Here is a 25,532-nt window from a genome sequence, read left to right as displayed (position 1 = left end):
GGGCTAACCGACCACGACCTACCCGCCCGCCCAGACGTCGAGCACGTAGCGGTTCCTGGTGCCCATCTCCTCGATCCATTTCGCGGCGGCGTCCGCGTTGCCGCCGGTCTTTTCCTGGTGGATCGACATCAGCGTCGCCTTGACGTCGGGCTCCATCCTGCTGCCGTCGCCGCAGACGAAGATGACGGCGCCCTTCTCGATCAGGCTCCAGACCTTGTCCTTCTGCTGGGCTAGCAGGTTCTGCACATAGGTCTTCGGCCCGTCGCCGCGCGAGAAGGCGGTGTGAAGCTCGCTGACGCCGTCAGCCGCAAAGCCCTTCAGCTCGTCGGCGTAGAGGAAGTCCTGATCGGGATGGCGGCAGCCAAACAACAGCATGGCAGGTCCGAGCGTCGCGCCCTTGGCCTTGCGAGCCGCACGCTCCTGCAGGAATCCGCGGAATGGCGCCAGGCCCGTGCCCGGACCGATCATGATGATCGGCACGGAGGCATCGTCCGGCAGGCGGAAGCCCGCCTTGGTCTCGCGTACGGTGGCTTGAATGGTGTCGCCAACGCGGCGGCCAGAGAGATAGTTCGAGCACACGCCCTTGTAGATGCCGCGGCCGGAGCTGGCGGGCGCCTGCACCACGCCGACGGTGACGCTGCAACGCTGCGGATCGCCCGAGGGCGAGGACGAGATCGAGTAATAGCGCGGCGCCAGCAGCGACAGCATTTCGAGATAAGCATGGAACGGCAGTTCGCAGGCCGGAAACTCCTCCAGCAAGTCGAACACCGATTTGCGTTTCGCCAGCACGTCGCTGCGATAGCGCTCGGCCGAAACATCGTCGTCGCCGGTATAGGCAAGCAGCTTGGGCTTGGTCACCGGACAGCGCGTGTGCTCCGACATGATCTGGATCTGCTTGCGGGTGGCGATCTGCTGCAGCTCGACGAATTCGGTGAGCAGCCGGCCGACCGAGACCACCTCGCCGACCGGCAATTGCGCGCGGCGGCCTTCCGGCGCCTGCAGCCGGATCTGGTCCGCCGGCAGGAAGCCGAAGCGGCGGGCCACGGAATCGACCAACGCCGGGTCGTTGCGCGGCACCACGCTGAGGTGGTCGCCGACGCGGTAGGTCAGGTTCGCCGGCAGCTGCACCTCGATATGCCGGGTCGAACGCTCCGAGGGATTGGCGCCGGACTTGTTCTGCAGCTCGTTGTTGGCCAGCACCTTCATCGGCGAGACGCCGCCGAGCGCGACGACGGCGTTGACCGCGGTCGGCGCCACCGGCTCGATGGAATAAAGCGGCTCGTCATCGGCGCTGCGCGTGAAGTTCGACTCGAGGCCGAACGCCTTGGTTGCGGCCGGCGCCAGTTTGGCGAACCATTTCTCGAACTGGCCGTCGAGATCGCTGCGCGCATCGCCCTCGCCGCGATCATAGACGCCGTGTGCGCCATGCGCCCTCAGCTGCTCGTCGATCAGGCGCGGCACCGATTGATAAGTCGCGGCCCAGTCGCTGTTGCCGCAGCCGAACACGGCGTAGCGGACCTTCGCGAACGCATCCTTGGCCAAATCGCTGCTGCCGAGCCATTTGACGAACTGCGTGGCGTTGTCGGGTGCCGCACCGTTGTAGGAGGCGCAGAAGATCAGCACGCCGCCTTCGCTCGGCAGCTTGCCGACATGATCGTCGAGGGCTCCGAGCTTCGTCGCAAAGCCGTTGACCTCGGCGAGGTCGGCGACGCGGGTGGCGAGTTCCTCCGCCGTGCCGAGGTTGGAGCCGTAGAGCACCAGCAGCGGCGTGTTGTGGCCGGGCCTGGTCCGCGCCCGCGGCGCAGCCGCGCCGGAGGATGCAGCAGCCGCCGGCTTCGCACCGGCAAAGGCGCCGCGATCCCTGTCGGTGCGCGGGCGCACCTTGATTCTGAAGCCGTCCGGCTTGATCGTCAGCGTTTCCTTCAGATGCATCTGGTAGCGATGGGCGTCGATCAGCTTGAAGCGCTGCAGGATCATGCCGATCGCGAGCGCAGCCTCGTGCATGGCGAAGCCGCGGCCAATGCAGGCGCGCTGGCCGTTGCCGAACGGCTTCCAGGCATTGACCGGGCGCTTCGCTTCGGCCTCGGGGGAAAAATTCTCGGGATCGAACACGTCGGGATTCGGACCCCAGACGCTGGGGTCGCGGTGCAGCGCCATCACCAGCACGGTGACGAAGGTGCCTTTCTTGAGCTTGTACTTGCCGCCGATAGTCTCGTCCTTCAGCGGCGCGATGCCGTAGGCCGGCGCCGGCGGCCACATCCGCAGCGCCTCCTTCAGGATCTGCGTGATGTAGGTGAGCTGCGTCACCTGCTGATAGGTGGGCCTGGCATTGATGTCGGGGCCGAGCACGCGGTCGACTTCCTCATAGGCCTTCTTCAGGATCTCGGGATGCTTCAAGAGCGCGTAGATCGTGCAGGACAGCAGGCCACTGGTGGTCTCGTGGCCCGCGATCAGGAACGTGTTGATCTGGTAGCGGATGTTGATGTCGTCGAGCTGGGTGCCGGTGGCGCGATCGACGCCGGTCATCATGGCGCCGAGCATGTCCTTCTTGGCTTCGGTGGCGTCGGTACTCTTGCGGCGCTCGGCGATGATCTCGTCGACCATCTTGTTCATGAAGGCGACGTCGGCGACGAGGTCGCGGCGCCGCTTCTGCATCCACAGATTCTCCAGCGGCAGGCCGCGGGTCATCATGATGGTTTCGAGCGAGCGCACCAGCGATTCCACGAAGGGGTGGTAATCCCTGCGGTAGAACGAATTGAAGCGGTAGTCGAAGCCGCACAGCCCGATGGTGTCGAGCGTCAGCGCGGTCATGTCGTGCACGACCTCGATCTCGTCGTCGGCGTTGAGCCGCTCCCACTTCTTCACCAGCTGCTCGGCGATGTCGACCATGCTCGGGTGATAGGACTGCATGGCGCGGTTGCCGAACGGCTGCAACAGGATGTTGTGAGCCTTGCTCCAGTTCGGCTCCGACGTGTCGGCCGTGAACAGGCCGTCGCCGCCGACCGCGCGCACCCGGCGCAGCGCGCCGCGCACCGCCTTGTCGAACCGCTTCTCGTCGGAGAGCTCGTCGATCAGGTCATGGCCGGAGACGATGACGAGCGGCGCGCCCATCATGTCGAGCCAGAAGATCGGGCCAAGCTCCTTCGTCAGCCGCACCAGATGCTGGACCGGCGCGCTGGAATCCAGCGACAGCATGTTGCCGACCACCGGCTTGGTCGGCGGACGCGGGATCGGGCTCAACTTGTTGGGGGACGCCATCGCGAAACTGTCTCCTGCCGTGTATGTCTCTCAGCCGTCATTGCGAGCGAAGCGAAGCAATCCAGCTCTTGTATTGCGGCTGTGGATTGCTTCGTCGCTCCTTGCAATGACGACGACCAATTATCCAAACCTTTTCCTACGCCACTCGATCAGCTTGGCGCTGACTTCTTCCGGCTTCTCCTGCTGTGTCCAATGGCCGCTGCCCCTGACGAGGTACTTCTCCAGATCGGGGACCAGCTTCTCCATCCCGTCGGCGGCGGACGGCGGCAGCACTGCATCGTTCTCCGCCATGATCATCAGCGCCGGCACCCGCACATTATGATCCAGTCCCTTGGAGCGCTGCCAGTTGCGGGAAAAATTGCGATACCAGTTGATGCCGCCCGTGAAACCGGTCTTCGTGAAGGTGTCGACGAACACTTTCTTCTCTTCCGGCGACAGGATCGGCGTGCGCGGGTCGAACTTTGCGTCATAGGCCGCGATCATCTGCGGAAACGCGAGGTTCGTCTTGGCGGAAGCGCCGACGCCGGCAATCGGCGGCTCCGCGGCCTTCTCCGGCGGACGCGGCAGCGGCTTGCGCATAAAGGCGTCAAAGGTCTGCTCGACCCGGCTGCCGAAGATTTTGTCCGGCTCGCGCGCCGGATCCTGGAACTGGACAATGTACATCTGGTCGCCGAAACGCTGGCGGAACAGCTGGATCGGGTCCATCGGCGCCCGGTCCCAGTGCGGCGTGTTAACCCCGACCACGCCGGCGACGCGGTCGGGATGGCGCAGCGGCATCTGCCAGACGACGAAGCCGCCCCAGTCGTGGCCGACGAAGATCGCCTTGTCGATCTTCAGATGATCGAGCAGGCCGACGAGATCGCCGGTCAAATGCTCCATGTCGTAATCCTCGACCGGCTCGGGCCGGTCGCTCGAACCATAGCCGCGCTGGTCCGGCGCGATCACGCGGATGCCGGCCTCGCTGAGCGCCTTGATCTGGTGACGCCAGGAGAAGGCGAGTTCCGGCCAGCCATGGCACAGCACCACAGGCGGCTTGTCGGTCTTGGGTCCGGCTTCGTAGAAACCCATGCGAATCCCGTTCACCTGGGCGAACTGAAGCGGCGGCATTTCAATCATCTGCAAACAATCCTACTCGGCGGCGCCCCTGATCGCGGAAGTCGGCGGCGCATATGCCGCCTCGAGCGCATTGAACTCTTCCGGCAGCATGTCGCAGAGCACCTGGACATGCGGAATGATGTTGGCACCGGCGATGAAGCCGAAGTCGAGCTGGTCGCGATAGCTCTGCACGGTGATGTTGAGCGCGAGGCCATGGGCCGATATCGACACCGGGAAGATGTGCAACAGCTCGGCACCGGCGGCGTAGAGCGTCTGTCGCGGCCCCGGCACGTTGGACACGGTAACGTTGGCCGCCGGCGGCAGCACGTCGGAGAGGTTGGAGCGGCTGTAGAGCAGCGACAGGATCTGCACCACGATCGGCGCGCCGAGCATCGACAGGTTGGATATCTGCGGCATCAGCGCCCGCAGAGGGTGCGACATTTCCTTGGACTTGCTGGACTGCGCGATGATCGCCTCCAGCCGCGCCTTCGGATCCTCGATATTGGTGGCGATCGAGCAGATCATGCCGAACACCTGGTTGTTGGCTTCGGCATTGCCCTCCTCGCGCAGCGAGATCGGCACCGCCGCGGTCAGCGACTTGTTCGGCAACGCGCCCTGGCTGAGCAGATAGCGGCGCAGGACGCCGGAGGCGAGCGCCAGCACGACGTCGTTGAGCTTGCCGCCGGAGGCCTTCGCCACCGCCTTCGCCCGCGACAGCGAGATCGAGGTGCCGGCAAAGCTGCGCTCGGACGAGATCGCCTTGTTGAGGATGGTCGGCGGCGACGTCATGCTGGCAAGACTGTCGCGCGACTTGGGATCGGAGATCTTGCCGACCACGTCGGACAGGCTCTTGAGCATGGTCGGCACGGAGCTTGCGAACTTCACCGCGGTCTCGATCTGGAACATCGCATTGTCGAACAGGACCGAGCCGAGGTCGCTCTTGCCGGTGCGCGGCAGTTCCAGGCTCTTCGGCGCGGTCGAGGCATCGAAGGGCTGGGTCCAGAGTTGCCGGTAGGAATCGATCAGGCTGGCGGCGATGTCGCGCGGCTCCTGCACCACCTTGCGCGCGGTCGGCGGCTCGACCTCGCGCGGCACCGGCGTGACGTCGTAGATCATGCTGGTGAGGGCTGCGCCCGCTCCGCCGTCAATGGCGGCATGGTGCATCTTGGAGTAAAGCCCGATCTCGTTGTCCTTCATGCCTTCGAAGACATAGAACTCCCAGAGCGGGCGGGCACGGTTGAGCAATTTTGCATGCATCCAGCCGACGATGCGCTCCAGCGTGGCGCGGTCGCGCGGTTCCGGCAGGCTGGCGCGGAAGATGTGACGGTCTATGTCGAACTGGTCGTCTTCGACCCAGGACGGATGATCGATGTCGAGCGGAGCCTTCTCCAGCCGCGCTTTGAGGATCGGCGCGATGTGCAGCCGCGAGGCGATCATCGCCTTGAACTCTTCGAAGAAGTCCCCCTTGTATCCGTCAGGCAGGCGGAAGATCGCCATGCTGCCGACATGCATCGGCATCTCCGGCGTCTCCAGATACAGAAACGACGCGTCCAGCGAAGACAGTTTCTTGGCGTCAGCCATGGGTTCCTCCCGAAGATAAAGACGCGGCGCCTTTGACGGCGCTTCTTGCGGTCAGACAGTCCCGGCGAGCCGGGTCAATTTGTCAAGATTGTGCATTTTCCGGGGGCGCATAGGCAATGGCAAAGGGCCCCGACCGGTCAAAATGGCGGAATTCCCCTTCGCCCTGGGCCAGCCGGTCCGCGACGGCCCAGAGGGCTGCAGGGTTAACGCCGATGCCGAGATGGCTCGCCAGATGCACCTCGATATTCTCGGCGGTAGCGGAGGGCCGCAGCAGGCTGGTACGCCAGTTAACGATGCCGTCGGTGCGCGAGTAGATCGAGGTGGCGGGCACCGGCAGGTCGCCGGCGATCGCCTCGCGAAGGCCGGGCACGTCGTCCACGCCCTCGCCCGAGACCAGTTCGTAGAGCCGCGTCGCGTTGGTGGCGCGGATGTCGTTGGCAAAGGGGCTGCCGAGCGTGATGACGGAACGAACCATGTCGGGCGCCTGCAGGGCGAGATCGCGGGCATAGACGCCGCCGAGACTCCAGCCGACGACGCTGACCTTGCGTCCGGCGGACTCGTAGATACTCGTGAGCAGTTCGCGCAACGCCCGCCGCTTGCTGTACACGCCGCCGAGATTGCGGCCCATGTTCCAGGCGTGAGCCTCGTAACCAAGCTCCTTCAGGTAACGCCGCATCGGCGCCATCGAGAGGTCGCTGGCCAGAAATCCCGGCAACGCCAGCACCGGATGGCCGTCGCCGCGCGGCGCCTGCATCAACAGCGGCGACAGCAACAGGCTCGAATTGAATTCGAACAACGCGCGCGGCTCGGCCAGCATCAAGAGCCAGCTCGGTGGTTGAAGCCTCTGCTCTTCTTCCGGCACGCGCGCCTCCACCACAGCCATTACTTCTTGTCCTTCTTCGGGGCGCCGAGACCGGCCATCGTCACGAATATGTCCTGAAAGCGCTCGACGAGTTTCGGATCGAAACTGAACCAGGTCTGGATCAGGGATTCCGGCGAGACCTTCTCGATGTTGGACATCAGCTGCTGCTGCATCTTGTCCATGACGGCCGTCTGCATCGGCACGACGTCGGGCAAGCCGAAGAACTGGCGCGCCTCGAGCGGCGTGCAATCGATCTCGATGTTAACCTTCATGTCCGCTCCTAGCCGAGTCTGCCTTGGCCCGCAGTATCGCCGCGATGGGCATTGCGACGCAAGCGGCCCCGGAACCGCAGGCAGCGGCCGTCGCCGGACATGGTCAACCGAACCGTTCCACGGCAAAGGGCGTCGGATCGGCGAAGGGCGTCTCCCCGGTCATCATTTCCGCCAGCACGCGCCCGGTTGCGGGTCCCAGCGTAAAACCATGGTGCTGGTGGCCGAAATTGAACCACAACCCGGGATGGCGGGGCGCCCGGCCGATCACGGGCAACATGTCCGGCAGGCATGGCCGCGCCCCTTTCCAGGGCCTGGCTTCGACCTGCTCGCCGAGCGGGAACAGCTTGTGGGCCTTGGGCAGCGCCCGCTCGACCTGACCGAAATTCGGCGGCGCATCGCGATTGGCGAACTCGACCGGAGTAGTGAGGCGGATGCCGCGATTCATCGGCGCCAGCACAAAGCCCTGGTCGGCATCCAGCACACAGCGATTGAGCACGGCATTGCCACGCGGCTTCAGATGCAGGTGATAGCCACGCTTGACGTTGAGCGGGATGGAATAGCCGAGCGGCTTGAATACCTGATCCGACCAAGGCCCCATCGCCACCACGACCTCGCGCGCCGTCACCGAGCCCTCTTGCGTCGACAGCTGCCAGCGCGCTCCCGATTGTTCGAGCGTGCGCGCATCGCCGACGACGAAGCGTCCGCCCTTGCGTCCGAACAACGCAGCATAGGCCTTGGCCAGTCCCCCGGGATCGGGGACGAAGCCCGGTGTCGGCAGAAAGACGGCGCCGGCAAAATCGCCGCTCAGATTGGGTTCGAGCGCGGCAATGCCCCTGGCGTCGAGGATATCGCCGGCGACGCCATATTGCCTGGCGCGCTCGAATTCGCGCGCGGCGTGGCCAAGCGAGGCCTCGGAGCGAAACAGCTTCAGCCAGCCGTTCCGCTTCAGGAGTTCCGGGACACCTGCCTCCGCAATCAACGCTTCGTGCTCGATCAGGCTGCGGCGGATCAGCGGCAGCTCGGCCATCGCGCTCTTCATCGCGCGCTCCGGCGAAGACGCAAGATAATAGCGCAGCAGCCACGGCAGGAACTCCGGCAGATCGACAAGCCGGTAGTGCACGTGCGGCGTCCGGTTCAGCGCATATTTCAGCAGCTGCCCGAAATCACGCGGGAACATATAGGGAAAGACGGAGGCGCACTCGATCAGCCCGGCATTGCCGTAGCTGGTCTCCTCGCCGGCGGCGCTGTGCCGGTCCACCAGCATGACGTCGCGCCCGCGTTGCTGCAGGTGCAGGGCGGCACCGACGCCGACCATCCCCGCCCCCAACACAACAACGTCGGCCTTCAGTTCCGGCATCCACCACTCCGAAAGTTCAATGTCACGCGCAGGCGTTTTCTGCCTGAAGTTAGACATTGCGGCAGTGCCGCGCAAACCAGGCTGCTTTCGCTCGCGAAACCGGCTTGCGCAGCGCCCAAACTCTGGCAACATGGATCGGTAACGGGTTGCCGATCCGACGCCAGATCGGCCGCAGTCCTCAGGGAGAGCAATAAAAAATGTCGGTACGTCATGCGCTGCGTGCAGCGGCCATCCTTTCCACCGTCGCCTTCGCGACCATGCCGGCGTCGGGCCAGACATTGCGCTACGCCAATCAGGGCGACCTCAAGTCGCTCGATCCCTATACGCTCAATGAATCCACCACGCATGCGCATCTCGGCCACGTCTATGAGGGCCTGATCGCGCGCGACAAGGATCTCAAGATCATTCCCGGACTTGCCGAACGTTGGGAAACGCCGGAACCAACCCGCTGGCGCTTTTATCTGCGCAAGGGCGTCAAATTCCACAACGGCAATCCCTTCACCGCCGACGACGTGGTGTTCTCCGCCGACCGCGTTCGCGCCACCGGCTCCAACCTGACGACCCGCATCGCCAAGGATGCCAAGGTCGTCAAGATCGACGACCACACCGTCGATTTCATCCTGACCTCGCCCAATCCCATTCTGAATTCGCAATGGGATACCTGGTACATCATGGACAAGGAGTGGGCCGAGGCAAACAACGCGGCGGCCCCGACGCCGCAGGCGGCGACCACGCCGAGCTTCGCTTCCCTCAACGCGAACGGCACTGGTCCCTTCACCATCGAGAGCCACCAGCCCGGCGTGAAGACCGTGTTCAAGGCGAACGCGAACTGGTGGCGCAAGCCCGAGCACAATCTGAAGGAAATCGTGTTCACGCCGATCAGTTCGGACGCCACGCGCGTGGCGGCCCTGCTGTCCGGTGAGGTCGACGTCATCGAGCCGGTCCCGCTGCAGGACATTGCGCGCGTCGATTCGAGCCCGAACGCCCAGGTGCTGAAAGGCCCGGAGATCCGCACCATCTTCCTGAGCATGGACCAGGTGCGCGACGAACTGCTCTATTCCAGCGTCAAGGGCAAGAATCCTTTCAAGGACGTCCGGGTCCGCGAGGCCTTCTTCAAGGCTGTCGACGTCGAGCTGATCAAGACCCGCGTGATGCGCGGCCTTTCGACGCCGTCGGCACTGATGATCGCCCCGCAGCTCTTCGCCCTCTCCAAGGATTTCGCGCGGCCGAAATTCGATCCCGACGGCGCCAAGAAACTGCTGACCGAGGCGGGTTATCCCGATGGCTTCGAAGTCACCATGGATTGCCCGAACGACCGCTACGTCAACGACGCCGCGATCTGCCAGGCCGTCGTCGGCATGCTCGCCCGCATCGGCATCAAGGCAAACCTGCTGGCGCAGCCGAAGCAGCAGTATTTCGCCAAGGTCCTGAAGGCCGGCGGCTACCAGACCTCGTTCTACCTGCTCGGCTGGACGCCGGGCACCTCGGACGCCCATAACGTGCTCTATGACATCATGGGCTGCCGCGACGATCCCAAGGTTGCGCGCGGCGAAGCCAATCTCGGCGGCTACTGCAACAAGAAGCTCGACGAGCTCACGGACAAGATCCTCGTTGAAGCCGATACCGCCAAGCGCGATCAGATGATCAAGCAGGCGTTCGAAATCCAGCAGAAGGATTACGGCTATATCCCGCTGCACCAGCAGGCGCTTGCGTGGGGCGTCTCGAAGAAAGTGAAACTGGTGCAGCGCGCCGACAACCAGGTCCTGCTCTACTGGGCAAGGATGGGGGAATAGGATAGCTCAACAGGGTCCCGGAGCCTCTCGCTTCCGGGACCCTTCGTTTTCCGGCCGACTGCGATGCCGACCGCACCAAGAAGGTGAAAGAATAACATGCTCGCTTTCACGCTTCGCCGCGCCCTGCAGGCCATCGGCGTCATGCTGGCTGTAGGGGTCATCGCGTTCTCGATGTTCCGCTTTGCGGGCGATCCGGTAAACCAGATGGTCTCGCTCGACACGCCGGCCGCCGAGCGCGAACAGGTTCGCAAGTCGCTCGGCCTCGACGACCCCGTGATGGTGCAGTTCGCCCGCTATTTCGCCAATGCGGCGCAGTTCAAGTTCGGCATCTCCTACCAGTTCCGCCAGCCGGTCTCGACCCTGCTGATGGAGCGCATGCCCGCGACACTGGAGCTCGCCACCTGCGCCACCATCTTCGCCATGGTGTTCGGCATCCTGATGGGCGTCTACACCGCGCTCAGGCGCGACACCTGGCTTGCGAAAGTCTTCCAGGCGGTGTCGCTGATCGGGATATCGCTGCCGACCTTCCTGATCGGCATCCTGCTGATCTACCTGTTTGCGGTGACGCTGGGATGGCTGCCCTCGTTCGGCCGCGGCGAGGTCGTGAAGTTCGGCTGGTGGAGCACGGGGCTCCTCACCGTCTCCGGGCTGAAAGCGATCATCATGCCGTCGATCACGCTCGGCCTGTTCCAGATGACGCTGATCATGCGGCTGGTGCGGGCGGAAATGCTGGAGGTGCTGCGCACCGACTACATCCGCTTCGCCCGCGCCCGCGGCTTGACCACGCGCGCCATCCATTTCGGCCACGCGCTGAAGAACACGCTGGTGCCCGTCATCACCGTTGTCGGCCTGCAGTTTGGCTCGGTTATTGCATTTGCGATCATCACCGAGACCGTGTTCCAGTGGCCCGGCATGGGGCTGATGTTCGTGCAGGCAGTGCAGAATGTGGATATCCCGATCATGGCAGCGTACCTGCTGATGGTGTCGCTGATCTTCGTCACCATCAACCTGGTAGTCGACATCCTCTACACCGTCGTCGATCCGCGCCTGCGCTCGACCGTCGGCCGTGCACACTGAGCGGGGCCGCTGCATGACCGACGCCGCCGTCCCCCGCCCAACTGAGGCCGCTGCGCCCCGCAAGGCCCAGGGCATCGGCTGGTTCCACCGTGCACTCGACAGCGACATCTTCTATTCCTTCCGCCGCTCGCGGATGACGATGGTCGCGGCCGTCATCACCCTCCTGTTCTTCCTGCTCGCGATCTTCGCTTCGGTGCTTGCGGTGCAGAATCCGTTCGATCCGGCGCAGCTGCAGCTGATGAATTCGCGCATCTCGCCGCTATGGACCGCCGACGGGCAGAGCCCGTTCCTGCTCGGCACCGACGAGCAGGGCCGCGACGTGCTTTCCGCCATCCTCTATGGCCTGCGCATTTCGCTCACGGTCGGCGTGCTCGGCATGCTGCTCGCGGCCACGCTCGGCATCACGCTCGGGCTGATCGCAGGTTATGTCGGCGGCGCCGTCGACAGCGTGATCATGCGGATCGCCGACGTGCAGCTCACCTTCCCGGCCATCCTGATCGCGCTCATGGTCAACGGCATCGCCAAGTCCATGTTCGGCAACAGGCTCGATGCCATGAGCATGCTTGCCGTGCTGGTGCTGGCGATCGGACTGAGTTTCTGGGTGCAATATGCCCGCACCGTACGCGGCTCGGTGATGGTCGAGAAGGGCAAGGACTATGTCGCCGCTGCGCAATTGATCGGATTGCCGGCGCCCGCGATCATGCTGCGCCATGTGCTGCCCAATGCGATGGGGCCGGTGCTCGTCATCGCGACCATCAATCTCGCGCTCGCCATCCTGACCGAGGCGACGCTGTCGTTCCTCGGCGCCGGCATGCCCGAGACCATGCCCTCGCTCGGCACGCTGATCCGCATCGGCAACAACTATCTGTTCGCCGGCGAGTGGTGGATCGTCGCCTTCCCCGGCATTGCGCTCGCCGGGCTCATTCTCTCCATCAACCTGCTCGGCGACTGGCTGCGCGACGCCCTCAATCCGAAACTGCGATGACCGTTCCCGTCCTTTCCGTGCGCAGCCTGCAGGTGGAGTTCGTCACCCGCCGCGGCGCGCTGCGCGCCATCGACGACGTCTCCTTCGACATCGCCAAGGGCGAGGTGCTGGGCGTGGTCGGCGAATCCGGCGCCGGCAAGTCCGTCACCGGTCTGGCCGCGATCGGGCTGATCGATCCGCCCGGCCGCATCGCGGGCGGCGAAATCCTGCTATCGGGCTCGCGGATCGACAATCTGCCGCCGGAAGAGATGCGCCGCATCCGCGGAAAGCGCATCGGCATGATCTTCCAGGATCCGCTGACCAGCCTCAATCCGCTGTACCGGGTCGGCGAGCAGATCATCGAGACCATCCGTACCCATCTGAACCTGTCGGAACAGGCCGCCCGCAAGCGCGCCATCGATCTGCTGGCCGAGGTCGGCATCCCCGCTCCCGAGAAGCGCATCGACGCCTATCCGCACGAATTTTCCGGCGGCATGCGCCAGCGCGTCGTCATTGCGCTGGCAATCTGCGCCGAGCCGGAGCTGATCATCGCCGACGAGCCGACCACCGCCCTCGACGTGTCGGTGCAGGCGCAGATCATCTCGCTGATCAAGCGGCTCGGCCGCGATCACGGCACGGCCGTGATGCTGGTGACCCACGACATGGGCGTAATCGCGGAGACCTCCGATCGCGTCGCGGTGATGTATTCCGGCCGCATCGCCGAGATCGGTCCGGTGCAGGACGTCGTGCGCAATCCCCTGCATCCCTACGCCAAGGGCCTGATGGGCGCGATCCCGACGCTTGCGGGCGAGGACAAGCGGCTGGTGCAGATCCCCGGCTCGATGCCGCGGCTGTCGGCAATTCCGCCCGGCTGCTCCTTCAACCCGCGCTGCGGCCTCGCCTTCGACCGCTGCCGCGTCGAACGGCCCGAACCGATCCGGCACGGCTCGCAATCGGTCGCCTGCCATCTCTTCGACGCCTCGACCAGGGACAGCGCTGCATGAGCTACGTCGATGTGACAAACCTGCGCCGCGTCTTCGACGTCTCCAAGCCGTGGCTCAACCGCGTGCTGGAAGGCGGCCATCTCGAATTCCTCAAGGCCGTCGATGGCGTCACTTTCGACATCAAGCGCGGCGAGACCTTCGCCCTGGTCGGCGAGTCCGGCTCGGGCAAGACCACGGTGGCCCGCATGGTCGTGGGCCTTCTGCCGCCGAGCTCTGGCCAAGTCATGATCGACGGCGTGTCGATGACCGATCCGAAGCAGACACAGGTGCGGCAGAAGCTGCGCCGCCGCATCCAGATGATCTTTCAGGATCCCTATGCGAGCCTCAATCCGCGCTTTCGGGTCGACGCCATCGTCTCCGAGCCGATCCGCGCCTTCGACCTGATCCAGGGCGAGCGTGACATCAGGGCGCGCGTCGGTGAGTTGCTCGGACTGGTTGGCCTGCACCCCGACGACGGCCTGAAATATCCGCACGAATTTTCCGGCGGCCAACGCCAACGCATCGCAATCGCGCGCGCGCTTGCCTCCAACGCCGAGTTCATCGTCTGCGACGAGCCGACCTCGGCGCTGGATGTGTCGGTGCAGGCGCAGATCCTCAATCTGATGCGCGACCTGCAGGACAAGTTCGGCCTCACCTATCTCTTCATCAGCCACAACCTCGCCGTGGTCCGCCACATGGCGACCCGGATCGGCGTGATGTATCTCGGCCGCATTGTCGAGATCGCCGAGGGGCGCCAACTGTTCGCGAACCCGTGCATGCCCTACACCAAGATGCTGCTCGGCGCGGTTCCGGACCTCGCCATGTCCGGCCGCCAGCGCATCCCGGTGAAGGGCGAGATTCCCAACCCGATCGATCCGCCGCCCGGCTGCGCCTTCAACCCGCGCTGTCCCATCGCCTTCGACCTCTGCCGGCGGGAGGCGCCCTTGTTGATCGATGGCGTGGCCTGCCACGCCGTCAACACCGCCCCCGCGCCGGCCTGATATCTGGAGTGGCCTGCCCGTTGGCAGCCCGCCCCGCCTGTGCTCAATTGCGCATCGCCTGCCGCGGCCAATAACAAGGGGTCCATTCCCATGGGCAATATCAATCCCGATCCGTTCACGACCCGGCCCGAGATCGAGGGCATGTTCGGTGTCGTCACCTCGACGCACTGGATCGCGACGGCGGTCGGGATGGCCGCCCTCGAGAAGGGCGGCAACGCCTTCGATGCCGGCGTAGCCACTGCCTTCACGCTTCAGGTGGTCGAGCCGCATCTCAACGGCCCCGGCGGCGACGTGCCGATCATAGTGCACGACGTGAAGCGCGGCAGGACCGAGGTGATCTGCGGCCAGGGCCCGGCGCCGGCCAGGGCGACGATTGCGCATTATCGCAGCGAGGGCCTCGACATGGTGCCCGGCACCGGGTTGCTGGCGGCATGCGTCCCCGGCACGTTCGAGTCCTGGATGTTGCTGCTGCGCGACTATGGCACGCTGAAGCTGCGCGACGTGCTGGAACCCGCGATCAGCTATGCCGCCAACGGCTATCCGCTGGTCGAGCGCGCGTCGGCGACGATCCAGACGGTCGAGCAGCTCTTCCGCAAGTATTGGCCGACATCCGCGGCCGTCTATTTGCCGAACGGTGAAGTGCCCCGCCCGGGCACCATCTTCACCAACAAGCGCCTTTCCGAGACTTACGCCCGCATCCTTCGCGAAGCCGAGAGCGCGGGGGGCGATCGCGTCGCCCAGATCGAGCGCGCGCGAAAAGCGTGGTCGCAGGGCTTTGTGGCCGAAGCGGTCGACAGATTCTGCCACACCCAGGACGTGATGGACGTCTCCGGCTCGCCGCATCGCGGCGTGCTCTCGGCCGACGACATGGCGCGGTGGGAGCCGACCGTCGAGGCGCCGCTGACCTACGACTACGACCGCTACACCGTGTGCAAGGCCGGCGTCTGGAGCCAGGGTCCGGTGATGCTGCAGCAGCTGGCGCTGCTCAAAGGCTTCGACCTCGACGGGCTCGATCCGACCGGTCCTGACTTCATCCACCTCCAGGTCGAATGCGCCAAGCTCGCTTACGCCGATCGCGAAAAATTCTACGGCGACCCCAAGTTCAACGACATCCCGATCGCGACGCTGCTGTCGGATGCCTACAACGACGAACGGCGCAAGCTGATCTCGAGGGACAAGGCTTCGCTCGATTTCGTCCCCGGCTCGGTCGAAGGCTTTGGTGCGGTCGTGAAACTGCGCCGTGCCGAGGGCCATCGCGAGGCGGTCGGCGCCATGGGCGCGGGCGAACCCACGGTCGGCCGATTCGGCGAGGTGCGCGGCGACACCGTGCATTTCGACATCATCGACCAGGCCGGCAACATGGTTTCGGCCACGCCCTCGGGCGGCTGGCTACAATCCTCGCCGGTCATTCCCGAAATCGGCTTCTGCCTCGGCAGCCGGGCGCAGATGTTCTGGCTGGAGGAAAATCATCCCGCCTCGCTCGCGCCGGGCAAGCGCCCGCGCACCACGCTTTCGCCGACCATGGCGCTGCGAGATGGCGAGCCATATCTGGCCTGGGGCTCGCCCGGCGGCGACCAGCAGGACCAGTGGATCACGCAGTTCTTCCTGCGCCACGTCCACGCCAAGCTGAATCTGCAGGAGGCGATCGATGCGCCGGCATGGCACTCCGAGCATTTCCCGATCTCGTTCTGGCCGCGTACAGCGCGGCCGGGCGTGCTGGTGGTCGAGAACCGCGTGCCCAGGGCAACCGTCGACGAGCTGACACGGCGCGGCCACATCGTCGAGACCGGCCCGGACTGGTCGGAAGGCCGCCTCACCGCCGCCTCCAGGGTCGGTCCCCGCCGCCGCGCCGCCGCCAATCCGCGGGGCATGCAGGGCTACGCCGCCGGACGCTAGTGAGATGACCTGGTCGATCATCGCCCGCGATCCCATGACCGGCCAGATCGGCATCGCGGTCGCGACCAGGTTCTTTGCCGTCGGCGCGCTGGTGCCGCATATCGCGCCCATGGTCGGTGGCATCGCCACGCAGGCACTGGTCAATCCCTATTACGGCATCGACGGCGTCAAGCTGCTGCGCGAGGGCAAGGCGCCGAGCGACGTCATCGCGACACTGGTTGCCGCGGACGACGGCCGCGAGAGCCGGCAACTGCACATCATGGATGCGACCGGCCGCATTGCCGCGCATACGGGACGCGAATGCGTCGACTGGTGCGGGCATCTCGCAGGCGCAGGCTTCTCCCTCGCCGGCAACATGCTGGCCGGCCCACGAGTGCTGGACGACACCGCGCAGGCCTATGTCGCGAATGACAAGCTGCCGTTCGCGCAACGGCTGATCGCGGCCATGAAGGCCGGCGAGGCCGCCGGCGGCGACAAGCGCGGCAGGCAGTCGGCGGCACTGTTGATCCATGGTGGGGAAGAATGGTCCAATCTCGATTTGCGCGTTGACGATCACATCGACCCGCTCGCCGAGCTCGAACGGCTGGAACAGGTCAGCCGCGAGCGTTGGGTGCACTTCCGCCAGTTCCTGCCGACGCGGACAAATCCGGCAGGAGTCACCGACCGCGCCACCATCGATGCTTCCGTTCAGGCGGCTATCGCTAGCCAGGCGTGACGATCGCGCGCCGATCGTGCGCGCAGTGCGACGATCGTCCCGATCAGATCACGATTTCCCGCGTCACCCGGCGGCAGTCCATCTCGTATTCGAGATCGACCACAGGCGGCCGGGCATAGTGCCAGGTCAGCCCCGAACGCGCGGCGCCGCGCTTCACCAGTTCGTCGGCGACGACGTGATGGTAGTCGCGGATCGTATAGACCTGCGCCGCCGTCGCATCCTTCCAGCCGAAGCCGAGGGCGCCCATGCGGCTCTCCATGGCGCCGACGACATGACGGACCTTGTCCCTGATGCCGTCGGGACTGAGGTCGCGATAGCGCACCGTGCGCTCCGAATAGGGCCCTGCCCCCTCCATCGCCTCGCCGCTACCGGCGATGACGAAGCTTGGCGTTGTAGTCGTGCTCGGCCTTACGAACGAGAATGCGTAAAATGACGGCTCGCCCGGCGGATCGATCTCGGGGCAGACGTTGCTGCGCGCCACCGGATTGGTCTTGCCGTCATAGATGCCCCATTCGGCGAGCGTCTTCACATAGTGCTGGTTGAACTCGAAAAATCCCTGATCGGTGAAGGCGGCAGGCGAGCGCAGCTCGCAAGCGCAAAACGAGGTCAACGGCCGGCCGGCGGCCTTGATGTATTCGGCGATCTTCGCAAAGCCGTCCGCCAGCTTCGGCATGCTGTCGAAGCGCACGCGCTCGATTTCGCCCCCCCCCCCCCCCCCCGGGCTTTTCTTGTTACGGCCGCATGCAGCGGCCGGTATGGCTCACGTCGCCTTCAGCGCCTTCTCGCCGCTGAGGTCGTAGTCGGCGATCTCGCGCATCCGCTCGGAGTCCGCCTTGGCGCGGTGATCGGTGGCGAGCACCACATAGACCGCCGGCAGCACGAACAGCGTGAACAGCGTGCCGATCGACATGCCCGCGACCACCACGAGGCCGATGGAGAAGCGGCTCGCCGCACCTGCCCCGGTCGCTGTCAACAGCGGGATCAGGCCGGTGACCATCGCCGCCGTTGTCATCAGGATCGGACGGAGCCGGATGCGCGCGGCCATCTCGATCGCGGAGCGGCGGTCGAGCCCCTCATTGACCTGCAGCTCGTTGGCGAACTCCACCATCAGGATGCCGTGCTTGGTGATCAGTCCGACCAGCGTGAGCAGACCCACCTGGGTGTAGATGTTCATGGTGGCGACGCCGAAGAACAGCGGAATCAGCGCGCCGACGATCGCCATCGGCACCGAGATCATGATCACCAGGGGATCGCGCAGGCTCTCGAACTGCGCCGCCAGCACCAGGAAGATGATGATCAGCGCAAAGGCGAAGGTGATCGCGAGCTGGTTGCCCTCCTGCACATACTGCCTGCTGTCGGCGAGATAGTCGTGGCTGAAGCCGGCCGGCATCTTCTTGGCCTCGCTCTCCAGGAAGTCCACCGCCTGCCCCACCGTCACGCCCGGCATGGGCACGGCCTGGAAGGTCGCCGAGTTGAGCTGGTTGTAATGGGTCAGCGCGTTCGGATCCGTACCGGTCTCGATCGACACCAGGGTGGAGAGCGGCACCTGCTGGCCGCTCGACGTCCCCACATAGTAGCCGCCGAGCGCCTCGGGTGACAGGCGCTGGCTGCGCGGCACCTGCGGGATCACCTGATAGGAGCGGCCTTCGAGGTTAAAGCGGTTGATGTAATTGCCGCCGAGCAGCGTCGCCAGCGTGCCGCCGAGCTGCTGCATGTTGACGCCGAGGTCGCTCGCCTTGGAGCGGTCGATCTTCACCCGCACGGTCGGCTGGTTGAAGTTGAGATCGCTGTCGGAGACGATGAACAGGCCGCTCTTGCGCGCGGCATCCTTCAGCTTCTCCATCTGCTCATAGACCGCGCGGAAGTCGGCGGTCGAGTTGATCACCATCTGCACCGGCAGGCCGCCCGGCCCGCCCGGCAGCGGCGGCAGGTTGAAGGCAAACGCGTTGACGCCCTCGATCTTGGAAAGCTCGGCCTGCACCAGCGGCTTCAGCTTGATCGAGGAGCGCTTGCGCTCGTCCCAGGCGTGCAGCAGCATGCCGGCGATGCCGTTCTGCGCGCCGTTGATGCCGTTGAGCACAAAGCGCAAATCGGTCTCGGGGAATTTCTGGAAGGCGTTGTCGAGCTTCTCGCCGTAGAAGTTGAGATAGTCGATGTTGGCGTATTTCGGCGCCTTGGTCACCGCGAAGACGATGCCCTGGTCTTCCTCGGGCGCGAGCTCCTTGGAAGTGTGCATGTAGAGGAAGCCGACGAGGAACAGGATCGTCGCCGCAAACAGCAGCGTGATCGGCTTGTAGTCGAGCGAGCGGTCGAGCTTGCGGCCATACCAGCGCGTCATCGCGCCGAACACGCGGTTGACGAGTTTTGCGAAACGCCCCTCGTCCGCGCTCTTGAGGAACACCGAGCACATCATCGGCGACAGCGTCAGCGCGATCACGCCGGACACGATCACGGAGCCCGCCAGCGTGAAAGCGAATTCGCGGAACAGCGAGCCGGTGAGGCCGCCGAGGAAGCCGATCGGCGCGTACACGGCGGCGAGCGTGATCGTCATCGAGATGACGGGACCGACGATCTCGCGCGCGCCCTGCAGCGAAGCCTGCACCGGCGACTTGCCTTCCTCGAGATGGCGATGGATGTTCTCCACCACCACGATGGCGTCGTCGACCACGAGGCCGATGGCGAGCACCATCGCCAGCAGCGTCAGCAGGTTGAAGCTGAAGCCGGCCATCAGCATCAGCGTGCAGACGCCTATCAACGACAGCGGAATCGTGACGACGGGAATGATGACCGAGCGGAACGAGGCCAGGAACAGGAAGATCACGGCCACGACGATCAGCACGGCCTCGATCAGCGTCGCCTTCACCTCGTCGATCGACGACTGAATGAACTTGGTGGAATCGTAGGCCACCTTCATCTTCAGAGAGGGCGGCAGGTTACGTTCCAGCTCCGGCATCAGCGCACGCACGCCCCTGACGATGGTCAGGGGATTGCCCTGCGGGGTCGCCTGCACGCCGATGAAGATCGCGTGTTCGCCGTTGAAGGCCACGCTTGCGTCGGTGCTCTGCGCGGCGAGCTCGACGGTCGCGATGTCCTCCATGCGCACGAAGCCGCCGTCCTTGGCCTTCACGATCATGCGCCTGAACTGCTCGACATTGCGCAGGTCGGTATTGGTCTGGACGTTGGAGACGATCAGATAGCCCTTCGACTGGCCGGCGGCGGCCTGGAAGTTGTTGGCCGCGATCGCGGCTGCGACTTCGTTCGACGTGATGTTGCGTCCGGCCATCTTCACCGGATCGAGCCAGATCCGCATCGCAAAGGTCTGGCCGCCGAGGATGTCGGCCGACGCCACGCCATCGACGGTCGACAGCACGGGCTGCACGACGCGCGTCAGATAGTCGGAGATCGCCGATCCCGTCAGCTCTTCGCTGGAGAAGCCGAGATACATCACGGCCGTCGTCTGGCCGGTGGTCTTGGTGACGATCGGGTCGTTGGATTCCTTCGGGATCAGGTACTTGACCGAATTGACCTTGGCGAGCACCTCGGTGAGCGCCTGGTTCGGGTCGAAATTCAGCTTGATGTAGACCTGGATCGTGCTGGTGCCCTGCACCGAGGTCGAGGTGATGTAGTCGACGCCCTCGGCGGATGCGACCGCCTGCTCGATCGGCGTGGTGATGAAGCCCGAGATCAGCGCCGCGGACGCGCCGGGATAGACGGTGGTGACATTCACCACCGTGTTCGAGAGCTTCGGATATTGCCGGATCGGCAGCGTCATCGCCGCGCGGAAGCCGATCAAGAGGATCAGCAGGCTGACGACGACCGACAGCACCGGCCGCTTGATGAAGATATCGGTAAGTACCATGGCGCGCGCCCGTCCTGATCAGTAACGCGGCGGCTGCGCCGGAATCGGCGGCGTCGGGTCGGTCGAGATCGTCACCGCGGAGCCCGATTGCAGCTTGAGCTGGCCGAGGGCGACCACGCGGTCGCCGGCCTTCAGACCCTTGAGGATCTCGGCGCGGCCATCGATGCGGTTGCCGGTCTGCACGAAGGTGCGCGTCGCAACCAGGCTCGTCTTGCCGTCCTCAGCCTTCTTCTCCCCGATCAGGAAAACGGAATCGCCATAGAGCGTGTAGTCCACCGCCGTCTCGGGAACGGTGATGACTGCCGGTTTTTCCGGCAGCACCACGGTGGTGCTCGCGAACATGCCGGGCTTGAGGATCTTGTCGGGGTTGGCGATCGTCGCCTGGACGCGGATGTTGCGCGTGTCGGTCGAAATCTGCGGCTCGATGGTGGTAATCTTGCCGTCAAAGGTCTTGCCGGGCCAGGCGTCGACCTTGATGCGAACGATCTGCCCGACCTGCAGCGCGCCGGAATCCTTTTCCGTCACCGTGAAGTTCAGGAACAGCATCGACAGATCGGTCAGCGACACGATCTGCGTGCCCGCGGTGAGATACTGGCCGACCTCGACCTTGCGCACGCCGAGTTCGCCGTCGAACGGCGCACGCACCAGCTTTTGCGAAATGATGGCTTCGGTCTTGGAAATGCCGGCATTGGCCTGGTCGAACGCCGACTGGGCCTGGTCCACCGTGACCTGTGCCCCGAACTGGCGCGCGGCAAGCTGCTTGGCGCGCTCCAGCGACAATTGCGCCATGGTCGCCTGCGCCTTGAAGCTGGCGAGATCGCCCTGCTCCGCCCCGTCGAACAGCTGCACCAGCGGCGTGCCGGCCTTCACGCTGGCGCCGGCGGTGAACAGGATCCCCGTGATGCGGCCGTTGACGTCGGAGGTGACGTTGACCTGATGCACGGCGGCGAGGTCGCCGACGGCGGTGAGCAGGTTCGGAATCACTTCGGACTTCGCCTCGGCAATGTTGACCGCCACCGGCGGCGGCTTGTTGCCGGCGAAGAAGCCCTTGATCATGTTCGCGCGGAATTTCTCGAAACCCACGAAGGCGCCGACGATCAGCACCAGTCCAAGGCCGACGATAATGGTCCAGCGCAGCATCTTGACCGGACGCTTCTTCGGCGGCTCGTTGATCGGCTTGCCCGAGAGATCGGCCGGCTTGCCGGAGATGTGGGCTTCGGTGGCAACATTCATGTTATGCACTTTCCCTGGCTACCGATTGTCCCGGTGTCGAAGACAAGGCACGGTCGAGATGGGAGGCAATGGCGGCTTCGTTCAGTCCGATGCCGCGAAGGATGAACTGGCAAAGCTGCCGTTCGAGAACGGTGGCATCGCCATACTCCAGACAAGGCGTACCCGGCAGCCGGGTCAGGGCGGCGGTCAGCACGGCGTGGTGGGCGAACCAGAACAGGTTGAGCGGCTCGCCAGGAATTTCGCTGGCATCGCCCGCCTCGACGGCGCGCTCCAGCGAGGTGACGAAGGTCGGCCCGATCAGGTCGGCGATCTTGCCGTAGAGCAGGCGGGCAAACTCGCCGTCCTCGAGATGGCTCGCCGCCATGAAGCGCAGGCGCTGCGCCTCTTCCTGGTCGGAGCCGTTCGAGATGTTGACGAAGTGCCCGACCATGCCGCGCACCAGCTCGACCAGCGTCGCCGTCGACGGCTCCTGCCCCAAGAGATGCGCGAGCTCTGGATCGGCCTCGCATTCCTCGGCGAGGATCTCGGCATAGAGCGCGGCCTTGGAGGGGAAATGCTTAAACAAGAGCCCTTCGGAAATGGCAGCGGCGGCCGCCACGCTCTTGGTCGTGGTGCCGGCAAAGCCGTTGCGGGCGAAGCAGCGCTTGGCGGCGCCCAGGATGAGCTGGCGCCGCAGGTCGGAGGTCATTCGGAGGTTGGACATGGGGCGTGTGAGTAATCACTCACCGTGGCAAAGTCAAGGCAATATATTGCGCTGCACCAAGGAGTTGAGGGCGACCGCGCCTCCCGGAATCGGCAGGCGCCCCAAGGGGATGGTTGGCTAGAGCGGTGGAAATCCCAGCGAGCCTCGGATCCGGTTGACGATGAAGGTACCGTCCCGCATCGGCAGAATCCGCTCCACATTGGCGCCGTCGATCTTCACGTTGGCGAATCTGGGACCGCTCTTGAGATCGTGCAGCTTCGGCACCAGCGCCTCGACCTCCGCCATGGTTGATATCGCCCGGCTGTCGGCGATGCCGCAGGCTCTTGCCACGCCGACGAGATCGGCAGCCACCGAGGTGTGGCTGGTCTGGCCGCCGGTCTCGCCATAGCGCTCATTGTCGAGCACGACGATGGAGAGATTGCCGGGCTTCTGCATGCCGACGGTGGCGAGCGAGCCAATGCCCATCAGCATCTCGCCATCGCCGGTGATGACGACCACGGGCACGTCCGGCTGCGCCAGCGCCAGGCCGAGGCCCATCATGACCGCGCCGCCCATGCCGCCCCAGAGATAAAAGTTGCGGTCGTGATCGCCGGCGGCCGCCATGTCGTTGGTGGAGGCGCCGAGACCGCCGACCGCGACCATGCCCTTGCGGTCTTTCAACAGGCTCGCGACGACGGCGCGACGATCGAGAAGATTGGTCTTGCTCATTTCACGAATACCTTTGCCCCGATCAGGCGCTGCGACAACAGCACGGCGGTCGGCGTGCAAGCGTTGTAGGCTTGCGCAGCACCAGCCTCGACGACTTCGCGGACCTCGGCAGCGTTATGGGCACGCATCACCCGGATGCCCGACAATTCGAACACGGCCTGCGTGGTCGATCCCATCGGCACCTGCCAGTGATTGAACTCGCCCCATTCGCCGCGCATGGTCACGATGGTGAAGAACGGCAGGCGGAACAGCGGTATCAGCGAGAACATGTTGATGCAGTTGCCGACGCCGCTCGACTGCATCAGGAGCGCACAGCGCTGCCCGCCGGCCCAGGCCCCCGCCACCAGCGCCACGCCCTCTTCTTCCGTCGTCAAGGGAATACCGCGCATGGTATCGGAAGCGAGCACGCGCTCGATCAGCTTCGAATGCCCGGCATCCGGCACATAGGGTACCTGCCGCACGTCGTAGCGCTGCAGCACAGCATAAATCTCGTCCGGCCAGGCGGCCGTTTGTTGTTCCGACGTGTCAGTGCGGGCGTGCATGGGCGTTTCCGTTATTGTTCTTGCCGGGACTGTAGTGGCAGCCGCGCGTTTCATCAAAGCGCAAAACCGCATGTGGCTCTGCGAATTCCTGCCACCGGCGCCCTCCCGGGGAATGCGCCGAATTGGGTTGCGCCATGCAGGCGCGGCGCCTAGGATAGTTGCAAATGAGACTAATGGGATCGGGGTGGAAGGGATGAATGCGCACGCGCGGGATCTGGCCGACGGGTTCGACCTCGAACATCTGACGCCGGAATTTTACGCCGACCCCTACCCGACCTATCGGGCGCTGCGCGAGACCGAGCCGGTCAAGCGCATGCGCAACGGCTCGTATTTCCTGACCCGCTATGACGACCTCGTCACCGCCTACAAGAACACGAAGGCGTACAGCTCGGACAAGAAGAAGGAGTTCTTCCCGAAATACGGCGACACGCCGCTCTACGAGCACCACACCACCAGCCTCGTCTTCAACGATCCTCCATCGCATACGCGGGTGCGGCGGCTGATCATGGGCGCGCTGTCGCCGCGGGCGATTGCGGAGATGGAGGGCGACCTGATCCGGCTGGTGGACACATTGCTCGATCGCATCGCGGCCAAGCAGGAATTCGAGCTGATCGAGGATTTTGCTTCCGCGATTCCGGTGGAGGTGATCGGCAATCTGCTCGACGTGCCCCATGAGGAGCGTGGGCCGCTGCGCGACTGGTCGCTGGCGATCCTCGGCGCGCTCGAGCCGGTGGTCAGCCCCGAGGCCGCCGCGCGCGGCAACAAGGCGGTGACGGATTTTCTGGTCTACCTCGACACGCTGGTGGCGCGGCGACGCGCCAAACCCGGCGATCCCGCCCGCGACGTGCTGACGCGACTGATCCAGGGCGAGGAAAATGGCGAGCGGCTGACCGAAAAGGAGCTGCTGCACAATTGCGTCTTCCTGCTCAACGCCGGACATGAGACCACCACCAATCTGATCGGCAATGGCCTGGTGGCGCTGCTGCATCATCCCGAGCAGAAGCAGCGGCTGATCGATCATCCCGACCTGATCAAGACCGCGGTGGAGGAAATGCTGCGCTATGAAAGCTCCAACCAGCTCGGCAACCGCATGATAACGGAGCCGGTCGAGCTCGGCGGCATCGCCATGCCGGCCGGCACGCCGGTGACGCTGTGCATCGGGGCTGCCAACCGCGATCCCGCGCAGTTTCCCGACCCCGAGACGTTCGACATCTCGCGCACGCCGAACCGGCACCTTGCGTTCGCCACCGGCGCGCATCAATGCGCCGGGATGGCGCTGGCGCGGCTGGAAGGCGCGATCGCGGTGTCCCGGTTCCTGGCGCGGTTTCCGCGATATGCGCTGGATAGCGAGCCCGTGCGCGGCGGACGGGTGAGGTTTCGCGGATTCCTGAGTGTGCCGTGCAGGGTTGGCTGAGCCTGTCGTCACCCGCGAAAGCGGGTGACCCAGTACGCCGCGGCCTTTCGATTCAATCACTGCCGTCTCTGGAATACTGGGCGGATTCAACCGGTCGTCGCAACACTTCAGGTATGGCTCACTCGGAGAAATTCGTCGAGAGTTTCCGCTGGTGTTTTCCAGCCGAGGGTTTTCCGGGGTCTGGTGTTGAGTGCCAGAGCCACGGCCTCAAGGTCATCG

19 protein-coding genes and 2 pseudogenes are annotated in these 25,532 nt (G+C 64.8%); 8 read left to right on the top strand and 13 right to left on the bottom strand.

Features of this window, described 5'->3' with window-relative positions:
* Positions 1 to 18: 18 nt before the first annotated feature.
* From HZB49_RS25565 to HZB49_RS25540, 6 genes are all read right to left on the bottom strand, one after another.
* Positions 19 to 3,258 (bottom strand): cytochrome P450, encoded by a 3,240-nt coding sequence (locus tag HZB49_RS25565; protein ID WP_291616450.1) that lies wholly within the window; start codon positions 3,256 to 3,258, stop codon positions 19 to 21.
* Positions 3,259 to 3,378: 120 nt separating this feature from the next.
* Positions 3,379 to 4,374, bottom strand: a complete 996-nt coding sequence (locus HZB49_RS25560) for an alpha/beta hydrolase (RefSeq protein ID WP_291616448.1) — start codon at positions 4,372 to 4,374, stop codon at positions 3,379 to 3,381.
* Between the two features lie 12 nt (positions 4,375 to 4,386).
* Entirely contained in the window at positions 4,387 to 5,934 is a 1,548-nt protein-coding gene (locus HZB49_RS25555; protein WP_291616446.1) for a wax ester/triacylglycerol synthase family O-acyltransferase, read from the bottom strand.
* Positions 5,935 to 6,016: 82 nt separating this feature from the next.
* Complete coding sequence (locus tag HZB49_RS25550) at positions 6,017 to 6,817, bottom strand: alpha/beta hydrolase (protein ID WP_291616443.1); 801 nt, start codon at positions 6,815 to 6,817, stop codon at positions 6,017 to 6,019.
* Positions 6,817 to 7,068: a DUF6489 family protein gene (locus HZB49_RS25545; RefSeq protein WP_291616442.1), complete on the bottom strand. Its 252-nt coding sequence runs from the start codon at positions 7,066 to 7,068 to the stop codon at positions 6,817 to 6,819. The genes HZB49_RS25550 and HZB49_RS25545 overlap by 1 nt, the downstream gene beginning before the upstream one ends.
* A 103-nt stretch (positions 7,069 to 7,171) precedes the next feature.
* A complete protein-coding gene (locus HZB49_RS25540; protein ID WP_291616440.1) occupies positions 7,172 to 8,425 on the bottom strand; it encodes an FAD-dependent oxidoreductase in 1,254 nt (417 codons plus the stop codon).
* 197 nt (positions 8,426 to 8,622) lie between these two features.
* On the opposite strand from HZB49_RS25540, the gene HZB49_RS25535 reads away from it, so the two are divergent.
* From HZB49_RS25535 to HZB49_RS25505, 7 genes are all read left to right on the top strand, one after another.
* The gene (locus HZB49_RS25535) at positions 8,623 to 10,218 is read left to right on the top strand and encodes an ABC transporter substrate-binding protein (protein WP_291616438.1); all 1,596 of its coding nucleotides are present in this window, start codon (positions 8,623 to 8,625) and stop codon (positions 10,216 to 10,218) included.
* A gap of 96 nt (positions 10,219 to 10,314) precedes the next feature.
* Positions 10,315 to 11,295 carry an ABC transporter permease gene (locus tag HZB49_RS25530; RefSeq protein WP_291616437.1) on the top strand — a complete coding sequence of 327 codons (981 nt, stop codon included), beginning with the start codon at positions 10,315 to 10,317 and terminating at the stop codon, positions 11,293 to 11,295.
* 13 nt (positions 11,296 to 11,308) lie between these two features.
* Positions 11,309 to 12,280 carry an ABC transporter permease gene (locus HZB49_RS25525; RefSeq protein ID WP_291616436.1) on the top strand — a complete coding sequence of 324 codons (972 nt, stop codon included), beginning with the start codon at positions 11,309 to 11,311 and terminating at the stop codon, positions 12,278 to 12,280.
* Positions 12,277 to 13,263 (top strand): ABC transporter ATP-binding protein, encoded by a 987-nt coding sequence (locus tag HZB49_RS25520; RefSeq protein ID WP_291616435.1) that lies wholly within the window; start codon positions 12,277 to 12,279, stop codon positions 13,261 to 13,263. Before HZB49_RS25525 ends, HZB49_RS25520 begins: the two co-directional genes overlap by 4 nt.
* Positions 13,260 to 14,243 (top strand): oligopeptide/dipeptide ABC transporter ATP-binding protein, encoded by a 984-nt coding sequence (locus HZB49_RS25515; RefSeq protein WP_291616433.1) that lies wholly within the window; start codon positions 13,260 to 13,262, stop codon positions 14,241 to 14,243. Before HZB49_RS25520 ends, HZB49_RS25515 begins: the two co-directional genes overlap by 4 nt.
* 90 nt (positions 14,244 to 14,333) lie before the next feature.
* Entirely contained in the window at positions 14,334 to 16,139 is a 1,806-nt protein-coding gene (locus HZB49_RS25510) for a gamma-glutamyltransferase family protein (RefSeq protein WP_291616431.1), read from the top strand.
* A 4-nt stretch (positions 16,140 to 16,143) separates the two neighbouring features.
* Complete coding sequence (locus HZB49_RS25505) at positions 16,144 to 16,854, top strand: DUF1028 domain-containing protein (protein ID WP_291616430.1); 711 nt, start codon at positions 16,144 to 16,146, stop codon at positions 16,852 to 16,854.
* A 43-nt stretch (positions 16,855 to 16,897) separates the two neighbouring features.
* Here HZB49_RS25505 and HZB49_RS25500 read toward each other — a convergent pair.
* The 6 genes and pseudogenes from HZB49_RS25500 to HZB49_RS25475 all read right to left on the bottom strand — a co-directional run.
* A pseudogene (locus tag HZB49_RS25500) lies at positions 16,898 to 17,560 on the bottom strand (hypothetical protein); the annotation flags it as partial.
* 54 nt (positions 17,561 to 17,614) lie between these two features.
* Complete coding sequence (locus tag HZB49_RS25495) at positions 17,615 to 20,713, bottom strand: MexW/MexI family multidrug efflux RND transporter permease subunit (RefSeq protein ID WP_291616429.1); 3,099 nt, start codon at positions 20,711 to 20,713, stop codon at positions 17,615 to 17,617.
* A gap of 18 nt (positions 20,714 to 20,731) precedes the next feature.
* Entirely contained in the window at positions 20,732 to 21,946 is a 1,215-nt protein-coding gene (locus HZB49_RS25490) for an efflux RND transporter periplasmic adaptor subunit (RefSeq protein WP_291616428.1), read from the bottom strand.
* A 1-nt stretch (position 21,947) separates the two neighbouring features.
* Positions 21,948 to 22,649 carry a TetR/AcrR family transcriptional regulator gene (locus HZB49_RS25485; RefSeq protein ID WP_291616426.1) on the bottom strand — a complete coding sequence of 234 codons (702 nt, stop codon included), beginning with the start codon at positions 22,647 to 22,649 and terminating at the stop codon, positions 21,948 to 21,950.
* Positions 22,650 to 22,766: 117 nt separating this feature from the next.
* Positions 22,767 to 23,357, bottom strand: coding sequence for a thiamine pyrophosphate-dependent enzyme (locus tag HZB49_RS25480; protein ID WP_291616425.1), 591 nt, complete (start codon positions 23,355 to 23,357; stop codon positions 22,767 to 22,769).
* Positions 23,354 to 23,899: a phosphonopyruvate decarboxylase gene (locus HZB49_RS25475; RefSeq protein WP_291616424.1), complete on the bottom strand. Its 546-nt coding sequence runs from the start codon at positions 23,897 to 23,899 to the stop codon at positions 23,354 to 23,356. Before HZB49_RS25475 ends, HZB49_RS25480 begins: the two co-directional genes overlap by 4 nt.
* A 193-nt stretch (positions 23,900 to 24,092) precedes the next feature.
* Between HZB49_RS25475 and HZB49_RS25470 the strand changes: the two genes are divergently transcribed.
* Positions 24,093 to 25,313, top strand: a complete 1,221-nt coding sequence (locus tag HZB49_RS25470) for a cytochrome P450 (RefSeq protein ID WP_291616423.1) — start codon at positions 24,093 to 24,095, stop codon at positions 25,311 to 25,313.
* Between the two features lie 107 nt (positions 25,314 to 25,420).
* On the opposite strand, the pseudogene HZB49_RS25465 reads toward HZB49_RS25470, so the two are convergent.
* A pseudogene (locus HZB49_RS25465) lies at positions 25,421 to 25,532 on the bottom strand (IS30 family transposase); the annotation flags it as partial.

This window comes from Bradyrhizobium sp. (assembly GCF_016219575.1).
Taxonomy (GTDB): Bacteria; Pseudomonadota; Alphaproteobacteria; order Rhizobiales; family Xanthobacteraceae; genus Bradyrhizobium.
The sequence above is the reverse complement of the archived record's forward strand: the minus strand, read 5'-3'. Positions and strand labels throughout refer to the sequence as shown.